The organism is Anaerococcus sp. AGMB09787, from assembly GCF_022808955.1.
Taxonomy (GTDB): Bacteria; Bacillota; Clostridia; order Tissierellales; family Peptoniphilaceae; genus Anaerococcus.
Genome location: NZ_JAKZEY010000016.1, coordinates 1 through 14,184, shown reverse-complemented (window position 1 = coordinate 14,184; position 14,184 = coordinate 1). Strand labels below are relative to the sequence as shown.

At 31.5% G+C, this 14,184-nt stretch carries 12 protein-coding genes; 8 read left to right on the top strand and 4 right to left on the bottom strand.

Annotation, left to right across the window (positions count from 1 at the left end):
• The first annotated feature begins 7 nt into the window (after positions 1–7).
• Entirely contained in the window at positions 8–2,410 is a 2,403-nt protein-coding gene (leuS, locus tag MUN42_RS04955) for a leucine--tRNA ligase (RefSeq protein ID WP_243343345.1), read from the top strand.
• An 802-nt stretch (positions 2,411–3,212) separates the two neighbouring features.
• Entirely contained in the window at positions 3,213–3,482 is a 270-nt protein-coding gene (locus MUN42_RS04950) for an IS3 family transposase (RefSeq protein WP_347708757.1), read from the top strand.
• A gap of 596 nt (positions 3,483–4,078) precedes the next feature.
• Here the strand turns inward: MUN42_RS04950 and MUN42_RS04945 are convergent.
• From MUN42_RS04945 to asrA, 4 genes are read right to left on the bottom strand one after another with little or no spacing between them, the layout of a single operon-like run.
• Positions 4,079–4,558, bottom strand: coding sequence for a ferritin family protein (locus tag MUN42_RS04945; protein WP_243343343.1), 480 nt, complete (start codon positions 4,556–4,558; stop codon positions 4,079–4,081).
• Positions 4,559–4,567: 9 nt separating this feature from the next.
• Positions 4,568–5,596: a sulfite reductase subunit C gene (gene asrC / locus MUN42_RS04940; RefSeq protein ID WP_243343341.1), complete on the bottom strand. Its 1,029-nt coding sequence runs from the start codon at positions 5,594–5,596 to the stop codon at positions 4,568–4,570.
• A gap of 9 nt (positions 5,597–5,605) precedes the next feature.
• Positions 5,606–6,436: an anaerobic sulfite reductase subunit AsrB gene (asrB, locus tag MUN42_RS04935; protein ID WP_243343340.1), complete on the bottom strand. Its 831-nt coding sequence runs from the start codon at positions 6,434–6,436 to the stop codon at positions 5,606–5,608.
• Between the two features lie 2 nt (positions 6,437–6,438).
• Positions 6,439–7,491, bottom strand: a complete 1,053-nt coding sequence (gene asrA, locus MUN42_RS04930) for an anaerobic sulfite reductase subunit AsrA (protein ID WP_243343339.1) — start codon at positions 7,489–7,491, stop codon at positions 6,439–6,441.
• 174 nt (positions 7,492–7,665) lie between these two features.
• Between asrA and hemA the strand changes: the two genes are divergently transcribed.
• From hemA to hemL, 6 genes are read left to right on the top strand one after another with little or no spacing between them, the layout of a single operon-like run.
• The gene (gene hemA, locus MUN42_RS04925; RefSeq protein WP_243343338.1) at positions 7,666–8,895 is read left to right on the top strand and encodes a glutamyl-tRNA reductase; all 1,230 of its coding nucleotides are present in this window, start codon (positions 7,666–7,668) and stop codon (positions 8,893–8,895) included.
• Entirely contained in the window at positions 8,888–9,487 is a 600-nt protein-coding gene (locus MUN42_RS04920; RefSeq protein ID WP_243343337.1) for an NAD(P)-dependent oxidoreductase, read from the top strand. Before hemA ends, MUN42_RS04920 begins: the two co-directional genes overlap by 8 nt.
• Positions 9,484–10,368, top strand: coding sequence for a hydroxymethylbilane synthase (gene hemC / locus MUN42_RS04915; RefSeq protein ID WP_243343336.1), 885 nt, complete (start codon positions 9,484–9,486; stop codon positions 10,366–10,368). The genes MUN42_RS04920 and hemC overlap by 4 nt, the downstream gene beginning before the upstream one ends.
• A complete protein-coding gene (gene cobA, locus MUN42_RS04910; RefSeq protein WP_243343335.1) occupies positions 10,358–11,833 on the top strand; it encodes a uroporphyrinogen-III C-methyltransferase in 1,476 nt (491 codons plus the stop codon). Before hemC ends, cobA begins: the two co-directional genes overlap by 11 nt.
• Complete coding sequence (gene hemB / locus MUN42_RS04905) at positions 11,814–12,791, top strand: porphobilinogen synthase (protein ID WP_243343334.1); 978 nt, start codon at positions 11,814–11,816, stop codon at positions 12,789–12,791. Before cobA ends, hemB begins: the two co-directional genes overlap by 20 nt.
• Positions 12,778–14,070, top strand: coding sequence for a glutamate-1-semialdehyde 2,1-aminomutase (hemL, locus tag MUN42_RS04900; protein ID WP_243343333.1), 1,293 nt, complete (start codon positions 12,778–12,780; stop codon positions 14,068–14,070). Before hemB ends, hemL begins: the two co-directional genes overlap by 14 nt.
• Positions 14,071–14,184: the final 114 nt, after the last annotated feature.

The window sequence follows — 14,184 nt, the reverse complement described above, 5'->3', positions numbered from 1 at the left end:
AGGAAAAATGGTTGAGTATAACCCAAATGCTATAGAGAAAAAATGGCAAAAAAAGTGGGACGAAGAGAAAACATTCAAATCAACAATAGATAAGGAAAAGAAGAAATTTTACCCGCTAGTAGAATTTCCTTATCCATCTGGACAAGGCCTCCATGTTGGCCACCCACGTCCATATACTGCCCTTGACGTTGTAGCTAGGAAAAGACGTCTGCAAGGGGAAAATGTAATGTTTACTATGGGTTGGGATGCCTTTGGTCTTCCTACAGAAAACTTTGCTATCAAGAACAAAATCCACCCTGCAAAAGTAACCAAAGATAATATTGCAAACTTCAAAAAACAAATGAAGTCTATAGGTTTCTCCTTTGATTGGGATAGGGAGATTAATACAACTGATCCTGACTATTACAAATGGACCCAATGGATCTTCATACAAATGTTCAAACATGGCCTTGCCTATAAGAAGGAAATGTCAGTTAACTGGTGTCCTAATTGTAAGGTAACCCTTGCTAATGAAGAAGTTATTGATGGTAAGTGTGAAAGATGTGGAACTGAAGTAGTTCACAAGATGAAAAACCAATGGATGCTAAAAATCACCGAATATGCTGATAGGCTAATCGATGACCTGGCAGAAGTTGATTTTGAAGGAAGAATCAAATCAAGCCAAATTAACTGGATTGGTAGGTCATATGGGGCCAATGTAAACTTCAAAATCAAGGACAAGGAAGACAAATTAACAGTGTATACCACAAGACCTGATACTATATTCGGGGTTACATATATGGTAGTAAGTCCAGAACATCCAATCCTTGACAAATACAAGGAAGAGATCAAAAATTTCGATGAAGTAGCAGCCTATAAGGACCAAGCTGCCAAAAAATCCGATTTTGAAAGATCAGAGCTAAACAAGGATAAAACTGGAGTTATGCTAGATGGACTAAGCGCCATAAATCCACTTAATAACAAGGAAATTCCTATATGGGTATCTGATTATGTCCTAATGACCTACGGTACTGGAGCAATAATGGCAGTACCTGCTCATGATACTAGGGACTTTGAATTTGCCCAAAAATTTGAAATGCCTATCATTAAGGTCTACGATGGAGAAGATGAACTTCCACAAACAGATATAAACAAGGGAAGGGTAATTAATTCCGACTTCTTAAATGGACTAAGTGCAACCGAAGCTAAGGAAAAAGCTATAGAATATATCAAAGAAAATAACCTAGGAGAAGCCAAGACCAACTTTAAATTAAGAGACTGGGTCTTCTCTCGTCAAAGATATTGGGGTGAACCAATCCCTATGGTTTATTGTGAAGAACACGGCTGGCAGCCTGTAAATGAAGAAGATTTGCCAGTTCTCCTACCAGATGTAGACTCCTATGAAGTAACATCTACTGGTGAAAGTCCACTTTCAGAAATAGATGACTTTGTAAATACAACTTGTCCAATCTGTGGAGGTCCTGCTAAACGTGAAACAGACACCATGCCACAATGGGCTGGATCATCATGGTACTACCTAAGATATATGGATGCCAACAACGAAAATGAATTAGCAAGCGACGAAGCCCTAGACTACTATGGCCCAGTTGATTGGTATAACGGAGGAATGGAACATACTACTCTCCACTTGTTATACTCAAGGTTCTGGCACAAGTTCCTCTATGATATAGGCCTTGTTAAGACAAAAGAGCCATACATGAAGAGGACTAGCCATGGAATGATCTTAGGCTCAGACCACCAAAAAATGTCTAAGTCTCGTGGTAATGTAATTAATCCTGATGATATAATCAGAGACTATGGGGCAGATACCCTAAGATGCTATGAAATGTTTATGGGAGATTTCGGTTCAATGGCTACTTGGTCAGATGAGGGAGTAAGGGGTTGTAGGAAATACCTAGAGAGAGTCTTCAACCTAAAAGACATAATAAAAGATGGAGATACCTACTCAAAAGACCTTGAAATCTTAATAAACCAAACCATAAAAAAAGTTAGCGAAGACTACGAAAACCTCAAGTTCAATACAGCCATAGCCCAACTCATGACCCTCTTAAACGAGATTAGAAGCAGGGGAGAGATAAACAAAAAAGAATTTGAAACCTACATTATCCTACTAAACCCAGTAGCACCTCACTTGACAGAAGAATTATGGGAAATGATGGGCTTTGAGGGAGAACTAAACCAAGCAAGCTGGCCAGAATACGATGAGAACAAATTAAGTTTTGATACCTTCGAAATGCCAGTCCAAATAAACGGCAAGGTTAGAGCAACAGTAACCATGAGCAAGGACTCATCCAAAGAAGATGCACTCAAACTTGCCTACGCAGACAATAACATCAAGACCTACGTAGAGGGCAAGGAAGCTAAGAAAACTATCTATGTCCCAGGTAAAATTTTAAACATTGTAATATAATCATATCAGGTAGAGATACCTGCTTTTAAAACACCTTTTAAGGGTCTATAAATAATTTTGTGTATCAACCTAAATCCTGATTAATGATATGTACCCTCTTTACTGGACAAAGCAGTAAGGAGGGTATTTTTATGAAATATAGCTATGAATTTAAAAAGAACTGTATAGAATTATACAAACAAGCTAAATAAGCTGATACACCTAGAGGTATCAGCAAATATTACTTCCGTAATTACATAAGAAGATGGAATAATTTAGTAGAAACACATGGAATTGAAGTATTAAAGCATAAATCTCATAACAATAGTTTTTCAGTAGAGGATAAATATAATAGTGTATTAGAAGTTGTTAAAGGAAAATCTACTTATCAAGTTTCTATTGAATTAGGAATCAGTGAAGCTAATATTCAAAACTGGGTTAACAATTACAAAATTTATGGATATAATGCTCTTGTAAAAAAAAAAGAAAGGTCGTAAATCTAAGAATACAACCATGAAAAAATAAATATCCATAAAGCAAAAAAACTTAATGAATCTGAAAGAGAAGAATTAATAAGACTTAGAGCAGAAAATGAATATATAAAGGCTGAAAACGAAATAATAAAAAAAGAAATCGCCTTGAGAGAAAAGAATTACGCTGCGCAACTCAAGGAGAAAAACCAGCGATTGTCAAAAAACTCAAAGAAAAAGGCTACAGACTAAAATATCTTTTAGTAGCTATCGATTTGCAAAAATCAACATACTACTATGAAATTAATAAAGTTGATGCTGTTAAGATTAGAAATAAAAATATATAAAATAAAATATCTGAGATATTTAACAATCACAAAGGAAGATATGGTGTAAGAAGAATATATAGAGAATTATTGAATCAAGTATATACAATAAATCATAAAAAAGTTCAGAGAATAACGCATGAATTAAAACTATTTGGTAAAAGACCTAGAGAAAAATATCATTCATACAAAGGAAAAATAGGAAAGACTGTTGATAATATAATAGACAGAAATTTTAAAACTGATAAGCCATTACAAAAATGGAGTACTGAAGTATCTCAATTTAACTTTTCATGAGCTAAATGCTACATTTCACCAATACTTGATATGTATACAAATGAAATAATCTCTTATGACTTATCCTTAAGTCCTAATTTAGAGCAAATACCTAATATGCTAATGAAAGCATTTAAAAAAATTCCAAAACTAAATAACTTAATATTACATTCAGATCAAGGTTGGCAATACCAAAATAAATATTATATAAGTGAGCTTAAGAAACATGGTATTATCCAATCAATGTAAAGAAAAGGTAATTGTTATGATAATTCAATTATGGAAACATATTTTGGAAGATTAAAGAATGAAGTTTATTATGTTTACGAAAAGAGCTATAACTCTTTTGAAAAATTTTCTAAAGCAATAGAAAAATACATCTATTATTAAAATAACGAAAGAATTCAGAAGAAAACAAAATGGATGCCACCTACAAGATATATGTTGGCATCCACCACAACTAATTAATTAAATATTGTGTCCAGTTTTATGGGTACACGTCATAATTCTATTCTACTCATCACTTAAGTGGACAGTAAAAAATCAGCAAAATCTTAAGGATTTTGCTGATTTTGAGAAATTAGATATTTTTTGAGTAATTATTATTAAATCAAATTTTAATTGTTGATAAATCTTTTATACCAATCATTGATCAATTTGATGTGTTTTCTTTCTTCTACTTCTACTTTGTCAAAGATTTCTCTTTCGAAATCAGGTAGGATTCTTCTTAATTCACCTATAAATATTATAGTATCTTTTTCAAGACCTATAGCGAAGTTGTATACATCTTTTACATCTGCATCATCAAAATCAAAATCAAAGTCGAAGCTGGCAGCTACCAAAGATTGGAGGTATGATTCGTATTCTTGGTCATATTCTTGTCTTGATAGGTTAGAAGTTGATATTTCAGATTTTTCTGCAAGCTCTTTGTAGAGTTTTTCGTGATGAAGCTCTTGGTCAGCTAAGAATTTAAAAAATTCTTTTATTTCTAAATCATCAAATCTCTTACTAGCTTCAATATAAAAGCCATGACCATTTTGTTCAAGTCTAACTAGTGATTCTAATAAATCTTTTGGTTCAAAAATTTCTGTTGACATATAATCTCCTTATTTTAAAGCCTTGTGATCTTCTAGTGGCATTACGTTGATATTGCTTCTATATTCTTTTTCTGTCCAGTTAACTCTATCTGCTATTATACATTCTGGGTTTAAGTCTACATCTTTAAGCATCATTTTCTTAAAGGTAGGGAAGCCTACTCTATCCATTAAGTGGCCACCATGTAGGTAAACAGGTTTACCATCTAGGACATATCTTGAGAATTCTTGCCAATTTTTCATCATTTGGATTACTGCATCTTCTGACATGAATTTAGCAAACATAGTTCCCATTCTTGGATATTGCTTACCAGTTCTACCACCGATCATTACAGTCCAGAGTTTCTTTTCATCTCTTGTCCATGCACTAGCAGGGCATGCTGCTACACATTCACCACAACCAACACAGCAACAAGCATCCTTGTCAACCTTGTGGCTGTCATTCATTGAAAGTACTCTAGTAGCTACGTTCTTACATTTATCAACACAAGCTTCACATCCGATACAACGATCTATCTCATATTGTGGTTTTGTAACTCCGATAAAACCGAAGTCTGTAAAGTGAGCCTTGCCGCAGTCGTTAGGGCAGCCTGAGATTGCTATTTTTATATGGTATGGACTTGGATAAATTATTCTTTCTAGCTTGTGAGCAAGTCTTTGTGTGTTTTGTGCAGCTTTTATACAGTGAACCCCACCTATACAAGCTGTTATGTTACGAGGTCCTATGAAAGGATATCCGTCGTCAGTAACATCCATTCCAACATTACATACCTTGTTTTCTATTTCATCTATATAAGGTCTTATATATTCTTTAACCTTAGGAACATCTTCATATTTTATTCCTGGAATATCGAAAGTTTGTCTCATACCTATATGGAAATCACCATTTCCCCAGGTTTGGCAAATGTACTTAACTAGCTCAAGCCATTTTGCATCAACAACTCCTCCAGGTACTCTCATTTGAAGCATGAATTCTCCAGGAACTTTGGATTGTCTAAAACAGGTTTGTCTTAATTCTCCTACATTTACATCTTTTGTCATGTTATCTCCTTAATCTAATAATTCCTTTGCTTCTGTATAGTTAAATACTGGGCCATCTAAGCAAATATAGGTATCATTGATCCTACAATGTCCACATTTACCTACTCCACAAGACATTTTTCTTTCAAAGCTTGTCCAGATTTTATCATCTTCTACGCCTTCTTTTTTGAAAGCTAGGGCAGTAAATCTTATCATTATAGGAGGGCCTACCATCAAGCAAGCGTAGTTATCGTTAAAGTCTTTAAATGGTACATCTTTGATAAATTCTGTAACCATTCCTTTCTTAAAGCCCTCGTATTCTTCTGTATCTAGAGAATAAGTTGTAGTGAATTTATCACTTTCTTCCCATACTTTAAGATCATCTTTAAATAAAACTGCTTCATGGTTTTTAAATCCTGCTATTAGGTGTAAGCTCTCAAAGTCTTCACTATTTAATCTTATGTATTCTATAAGTCCTCTTACAGGAGATACCCCAGTTCCACCAGCAACTATTACAACATTTTTGCCTTTTAGTTCTTCTATTGGCCATCCATTACCATAAGGTCCTCTTGCAAAGATACTATCTCCAACTTCTTTTTCAAAAAGTCCGCTTGTAACTTCACCGACGTTTCTTATAGTTAATTCAATAAAACCTTCACCAAATCCACTTACAGATATTGGAGCCTCTCCAACTTTTGGAAGTGAAAGTTCTAAGAATTGCCCAGGTCTTACTTGTTTATCAAATTCTATTCTAAAAGTCCATTCTATGTCAGTGTGTTTTTTTATATCTAATATCTTGCAAGGAAAAGGACGTACTGGATTATTTTCTAATGAAATATCTTCTTTTATCTTATCTGTCATATTTAATTCTCCTTGTTTTCTCTTATAGTATTAAGTACTTTTGAAACTTTATTTATTGTTTCAGGATAGCTTATAAGTTGTGGGCAGTGACTTGAGCAGCGACCACATCCAACACACATAGCACCATCGCCAAACCTACTGTTATGGGCATAGATTTTATGTAGTATTTTGTAACGATATCTATCTTTAATAGTTGTTCTAAACTTTCCACCACCAGCTACTAGGTCGAAATCTTTAGTCATACAAGAAGCGTTAGTTCTTCTTCTTTCACCAACATTTGTGTTTTGTGAATAAACTATATCTCTAGTAGTAAAGCAGGTACAAGTTGAACATGATGTAGTACAAGATCCACATCCTATACATCTTGCTTGGTATTCATCCCACATTGAATCATTTGCAATTAAGTTTGCTTCATGATTATCTTTTATTTCAGGAAATTCTACAGTAAAGTCATTTTCTTCTGGGAATTTAAGATCAAAGTCTTCATTAGTAAATCCATCGAAAAGTCCTTGTAAAGATTCATCATTTAATTTAAGGTTTAAGCTATTATCATCATTAAATCTTACTGCAAGAGTGAAGTCATCGGTTTTGTTTGAATTTGTACTTACACAGAAACAATGTTGATCTAAAGAATTAGGACATTCCATTAGAGCGTAATGAACCATTTTTTTACGTCTTTTATAAAATACATCTTCTGCATTACCGTTTTTTAGATACATATCATCAAGATATTTTATAGCATTTATATCACACGCTCTTACGAAAACCAAGACAGGTTTTTTGTATCTTTCACTAGTTTCGGTATAGCTATCTTCTGTAAAATAAAATAGTGTTTCTGTAAATGGTGTTAGCATTTCTTTTGGGGAGTATGTAGATTTTTCTTTATACTCAATATCATCTAAGTTTTTTAATTTCCTATACATAATTGCGTCTGTATCGCAATATCTTCCTGCCCTAACTTCTCTTATAGGGCCGTATAGATCAAATTCTTTAGACAAAGACATGAAAAGCTTATCTTTGTCTTCAGTTGCAATTTTGTAATCAAAATTAGACATCATAACCTCCTAATATTAATCTATATATTATATGATATCATAAAAATAAAAAAAAATAAATTGCAAATGAACATTTAATTAAAAAATCACTTACTGGGCTAAATTTTAAATAGAATTTTAAAGTAGTATAATTTTACTTAGAAAAGGAATCAATAAAATGATAGGGAGGATGATATGAAATTTATAGTTTTTGGGATAAACCATAATGCTTGCCCTATAGATATACGCGAAAAATTACATTTTACTGAATCAAAAATAATACAAGCAAGTGATAATTTGATATCAGGATTAGCTAGCGAAGTTTTAATCTTATCTACTTGTAATAGGTCTGAGACTTATGTAATTACAGATGACAATTTTGATAAGCCTATGGCGGTAAGATTTTATGAGGATTTTTTTGATTATAAAGGACTTAATGATAAGATGTATTTTCTTTCTGATGTTCAAGCTATTAAGCATTTGATAAATTTATCTCTTGGTAGAGAAAGCTTGATAGTTGGTGAGGATCAGATATTAGGACAAGTAAAAGACGCCCTAGATTTAAGCCAATCATTAAATTTTTCAAAAAAACACATAAATTATATTTTTAGGGAAGCTATATCCTTTGTAAAAAAAATAAAAAGCGAAAGTAATGTTTCTTCTACACCTATTTCAACAGCTTATATAGGACTTAAAGATATAGAAAAGAATTTACATATAAAAGATAAAAAAGCTCTTGTCATAGGAATAGGAAAGATGGGAATGCTTTCTATAAATTATTTGATTGACTTTGGTGCGAAAATTTCTATAAGCAACTGGAATATAGAAAATTCTTACAAGTTAAAGGAAAAATATCCTGATATAGAAATAGTAAAATTTGATCAGATAGAAGATAAGATAAAGGACTTTGACCTTATAATAAGTGCAACCAAAAGTCCACACGTGATAATAAAAAAAGATTTCTTTGATAATTTAGATAAGAAAATATATATACTTGACCTAGCCTTACCTAGAGATGTCGACAAGGGTGTTGAGGATATAGAAAATATAGAACTTTACAATATAGATAAGCTAAGTAAAATTTCTGACGAGAATATTAACAAGAGAAGAGAAATACTAAATTCTTATGAAGATACAATAGCTACTAGGGCAGAAGAAATTTATGAAGAGATAAATGATGTTGATATAAGTAAACTTTTAACTTTGGTTAATGATAAGTGTAAAGAAGTTTCTGATTTTACTCTTTCTTATATAGAAAGAAAGATCGATGTGTCAGTCCATCAAAAAATAAAGTTAGAAAAAATTATAAAAAGTGCCTTAAATAAGGTATCTAGAAACCAAATTTTAAAGATTAAAAACTCTTCACTTAGCAAAGAATATAAGGACTTGGTAATAAAAATTTTAGAAGAGGCCTATGATGGCTAAATTTTTTCCTATTTCTATAAATAGTGAAAATAGGAAGGTTCTTATAATAGGAGGTGGAAAATCAGCTCTTATAAAATTAAGGACTCTTTTAAAATCAGAACTTTTTATAGAGATGGTTTCTATGGATTTTTTAGATGAAATTTATAAGATTAAGGAAGAAAATCCTGGAAGAATTAGGCTCATACAAAGAGAAATATCAAAAGATTTTGATTGTTTTACTTGTGATTTTTTGATACTTGCCATAGGTGATAGCAAAATAAGTACAAGTCTTAAAAAGATTTGTAAAGAAAAAAAAATCTTATTTTTAGATACAAGTAATCCTTTGTTATCAGATTTTATTTTAAATAAGACTATGGTAAAAAATGATATTGTATTTAGCGTTTCAAGCAATGGGAAGGCTCCTAGTCTTAGTAAATATTTAGCTGAAGAATTTGAAAATTTTATAGAAGATAAGGATATGGATCAGATAGAGCTTTTGATGAAGCTTAGAAATAAATTAAAAAATAAGAAATCTCCTCTAGTAAGTGAGATTATGAAAGAAGCTTATCTTTGGGATAAGGAAAAGTTAAGGAGTTATATAGAAAATATATGAAAGTAAAAATAGGGACAAGATCTAGTAAACTTGCCTTGATTCAAACAGAAAGTATCAAAGAAATTTTGGAAAAAGAAGGCTATGAGGTTGAAATTATAAAAATATCCACTAAGGGAGATAGAGTTATTGACAGAACTATTGATAAAATAAGTGGGAATGGCGTGTTTACAAGGGAAATTGAAATGAAACTTTTAGAGAATGAAATTGACTTAGCTGTTCATTCTTTGAAAGATTTGCCTAGTAAGCTTCCTCAAGGATTATGTCTTGCTAAGCCTCCTAAAGCTTATGGTGTGGAAGATGTTTATGTTGGAAAAGATAAAGTCCATAAAATAAAAGATTTATATAATAAAAAAATAGCAACATCATCTATAAGAAGGAAATATCTACTTAATGAATATATAAAAAATGTAGAAATATGTACTATAAGAGGAAATATTGATACTAGGCTTAAAAAGGTTAGAGAAAATGATATAGATGGGTCTATTTTTGCAAGAGCTGGGATCGATAGACTCTATACGGATGTAAATTATTTTATTTTAGATCCTAAGGTTTTTATACCTGCTCCTTGCCAAGGAATTTTAGGTATAGAAATAAGGCAGGAAGATAGTTATCTGAAGGAAGTTTTTGATAGAAATTGCGATGAATTTACAAATTATAGGATGGAAATAGAAAGAAGCTTCCAAAATGAATTGTCGGCAACTTGTACTTCTCCTATAGGAATTTATACACAAATAAAGGAAGGAAAGTTAAATCTCTATGGTTGTTATAAGGCTGATGACCAAAAATACCTTAAGTTTGAACAAATAAGTGGAGAAATATCAGATGGGATTTATCTTTCCAAAAAATTAGCTAATAAATTAAGGAGCAAATATGAAAAGTAAGGTAATAATAGTAGGAGCTGGTATAGGAGATAAGGATAATATAACTGTCAAGGTAAAAAAAGCCCTAGAAAATGCTGATGTAATAGTATATGATAGATTGATAAACCATGACATAATAAGAGAATACGAAGGGAAAAAAGAACTTTATTATGTTGGAAAAAAGGCTTCACATCATACTATGGCACAAGAAGATATAAATAAACTTATGGTTAAAATGGCAAATGAAGGTAAAAATCTTGTAAGACTAAAAGGAGGAGATCCTTATATTTTTGCAAGAGGAAGCGAAGAGGCATTATTTTTAAAAGAAAATGGAGTGGACTTTGAAGTATATCCTGGATTAACTGCAGCAACAGTATGTCTAAATTCTGCAGGTATTCCACAAACACACAGGAATATAAGTCAATCTGTTACTTATATTACAGGCCATAGGGAAAATGACGAAGACCAATCTTTTGAAAAATATGGAAAGTATGATGGGACTCTTGTTTTTTATATGGGATTAAAAAATCTAGATAAAATTATAAATGATTTATTAGCTGGAGGAATGGATGGAGATGCTGATATAGCCATAATCTCAAAGGGAGGATATAACAATCAAAAAGTATTTAAATCCAAAGTAAGATTTGTTTTAACTGAAATAAAAGAAGAAGACTTTCCGTCACCAACTTTAATAGTTATAGGAAAAACTGTAGGCTTAAGTGATGATTTAAATTACTTTGAAAATAGGGTGCTTTTTAATAAAAATGTTTTAATAACAAGGTCTTTGAAGGAATCTTTTGATTTATCTCAAAGGCTTACAGAACTTGGCGCAAATGTTATAAACGCACCTACATTTTCTATAGAATATAAAAACTTAGACATTTTAGAAAATGATATAGATAATTTTGACTATGATTATTTAATTTTTACGTCTACTAATTCTGTAAGAATATTTTTTGAAACTCTACTTAAAAAACATGATATAAGAAAAATAGGTAAGGTAAAGATCGCTGCCATAGGACTTAAGACAAAAAGAGTTATAGAAAGCTTTAATTTAAAGGTTGACTATTATTCAAAAGAAGGAGTTGCAGAAAAATTATATGAAAAATTATTTTCTATAATAAAAAAAGAAGATAAGGTTTATCTCCCGCATTCAAGCCTTACCAGACCTTATATAATAGATAGGCTAAGAGAAAAATCAACATTAAGAGATCTTGAAATATATGACAATGAAATAATAAAAGAAAAAGTAAACTTTGATGAAAAATTAGATGCGGCCTTATTCATGTCTTCATCTTCAGTAAATAATTTTATAGAAGTATATGGCAAGGATGCATTAAAAGATGTAAAAATATTTTCAATAGGAGCTATTACTAGTCAAACTCTTAAAGATCATGGATTAAATGATATTATACAACCTAAGATTGCAAGCTCAGAGAATTTGTTAGAAGAAGTGGAGAAATATTATGAGAATGAGAAGAATTAGAGGAAACAAGATCCTAAGAAAAATGACAGAAGAAACCACTTTAAGGGTAAGTGATTTTATATATCCCTTATTTGTAGTAGAAGGTGAAGATATAAAAAGTGAGATACCATCAATGCCTGGTATATATCACTTTTCTATAGATAGGCTTGGTGAAGAGATTCACGAATTAGAAGATTTGGGAATAAAATCAGTAATCTTATTTGGTATACCTTCCTACAAGGATGAGCTAGGATCATCTGCCTATGATGAAAATGGAATAATTCAAAAGGCTGTAAGAAAGATAAAAAGCATAAGTAAGAACATTTTGGTAATAACCGATGTTTGTATGTGTGAATACACAAGTCATGGACATTGTGGAATTTTAAACGAAAATGGAGATGTAGAGAATGATATAACTTTAGATTATTTATCAAAAATAGCTCTTTCACATGCTAAAGCTGGAGCTGATGTAATTGCTCCATCTGATATGATGGATTTTAGAGTAGAAAAAATAAGAAAAACTCTTGATGAAAATGGATTTAAAAATATACCAATAATGGCTTATAGTGCAAAGTATGCTTCAAATTTTTATGGACCTTTTAGAGATGCTGCAGATTCTGCTCCATCTTTTGGAGATAGAAAGTCTTATCAAATGGATTACCATAATGGAAAAGAAGCTATGAGAGAAATTGCCCTAGACTTAGATGAAGATAGTGATTTTATAATAGTAAAACCAGCTTTATCTTACCTTGATATAATAAAGCAGGCTAAGGATACTTTTAATACTAATATTGTAGCCTACAATGTTAGTGGAGAATATTCTATGGTAAAAAATGCTATAAAAGCAGGGCTTGTATCTGAAGAAATAATCTATGAGATACTTATATCAATAAAAAGAGCAGGGGCAAAATTAATAATAACCTACCATGCTAAAGAAATGGCTGAGAAATTAAGGAAGGAAAGAAATGACTTTATTTGATGAAGCAAAAAAATATATACCAGGTGGAGTAAATTCTCCAGTAAGGGCCTTTAATTCTGTCCATAGAGATCCTATTTTTGCAAAATATGGAAAGGGTCCTTATATATATGACGAAGATGGCAATAAGTATATAGATTATATAAATTCTTGGGGACCACTTATCCTAGGACACTCAAATGAAAAATTAATAGAAAAAGCAAAAACTTATCTAGAAGAAGGACTTAGCTTTGGACTTCCTACAAAAATAGAAGTTGATATTGCCAAGTTTTTAACTGATGCCATAGGCACTGATATGATAAGGATGGTAAATTCTGGTACAGAGGCAACTATGTCTGCCATAAGACTTGCCAGAGGATTTACTGGTAGAAATAAGATAATAAAATTTGAGGGTTGCTATCATGGTCATAGCGATGCTTTGCTTGTAAAAAGTGGAAGCGGAACCCTAACTTATAACATACAAACATCAAGCGGAGTTCCAAAAGATGTTACCAAAGATACTTTAGTATGTAAATACAATGATATAGAAAATGTCAAGGAAGTAATTTCAAATAATAAAGATGAGATAGCTTGTGTTATAATAGAACCTGTTTGTGGAAATATGGGAGTTGTAAGTCCAAGAGAAGGCTTCATTAAAGATTTAAGAAAAGTTACAGAAGAAGAAGGAATACTTTTAATATTTGATGAAGTAATAACAGGATTTAGGTGTAAATTTGGATCTGTAAAAGATATATTTAAAATTGAACCAGATCTTTATTGCTTTGGCAAAATAATAGGGGGAGGACTTCCGGTTGGAGCCTTTGCAGGTAAAAGAGAAATCATGGAAAGACTTTCACCTCTTGGAGATGTATACCAAGCAGGAACTCTTTCAGGAAACCCTCTTGCTATGAAGATGGGACTAGATATCCTAAGTGAACTAAAAGAAAATCCTGATATTTATGAAAGATTAGAAAATAATGCCAAACTTTTAGAAGAGGGATTTACAGATAATATAAAAAGCCTAGGAATTGATGCAAAAGTATCAAGGTTTAAGTCTATGATATGTTTATTCTTTGGCAAATTTGATAAGATAGAATCCTATGATGATGTAAAAAATGCAGATACTGGAGCTTATGAAAAATATTTTTCTTATATGTTAAAGGAAAAGATCCTCTTACCACCAGCACAATTTGAAGCTATGTTCATGTCAAATGCTCAAAATGATGAGATAATAAATTACACAATTGAAAAAAATAAAGAGGCTTTAGCTTTTGTAAAAGAAAATCTATCTTCTCAAATTTAATTTGAGGAGATAGAAATAGGATAACCAATCCGTTAGTGTTTAATATTTAACGAATCATAAAAGCTTAAGAAAAAATTTTTGATTATTTTATAACTATGATATAATTATATATAT

Excerpts from the sequence above, each read along its gene's own strand:
- leuS (WP_243343345.1), top strand. The coding sequence starts at position 8 with ATGGTTGAGTATAACCCAAATGCTATAGAGAAAAAATGGCAAAAAAAG.
- MUN42_RS04945 (WP_243343343.1), bottom strand. The coding sequence starts at position 4,558 with ATGTCAACAGAAATTTTTGAACCAAAAGATTTATTAGAATCACTAGTT.
- asrC (WP_243343341.1), bottom strand. The coding sequence starts at position 5,596 with ATGACAAAAGATGTAAATGTAGGAGAATTAAGACAAACCTGTTTTAGA.
- asrB (WP_243343340.1), bottom strand. The coding sequence starts at position 6,436 with ATGACAGATAAGATAAAAGAAGATATTTCATTAGAAAATAATCCAGTA.
- asrA (WP_243343339.1), bottom strand. The coding sequence starts at position 7,491 with ATGTCTAATTTTGATTACAAAATTGCAACTGAAGACAAAGATAAGCTT.
- hemA (WP_243343338.1), top strand. The coding sequence starts at position 7,666 with ATGAAATTTATAGTTTTTGGGATAAACCATAATGCTTGCCCTATAGAT.
- MUN42_RS04920 (WP_243343337.1), top strand. The coding sequence starts at position 8,888 with ATGGCTAAATTTTTTCCTATTTCTATAAATAGTGAAAATAGGAAGGTT.
- hemC (WP_243343336.1), top strand. The coding sequence starts at position 9,484 with ATGAAAGTAAAAATAGGGACAAGATCTAGTAAACTTGCCTTGATTCAA.
- cobA (WP_243343335.1), top strand. The coding sequence starts at position 10,358 with ATGAAAAGTAAGGTAATAATAGTAGGAGCTGGTATAGGAGATAAGGAT.
- hemB (WP_243343334.1), top strand. The coding sequence starts at position 11,814 with ATGAGAATGAGAAGAATTAGAGGAAACAAGATCCTAAGAAAAATGACA.
- hemL (WP_243343333.1), top strand. The coding sequence starts at position 12,778 with ATGACTTTATTTGATGAAGCAAAAAAATATATACCAGGTGGAGTAAAT.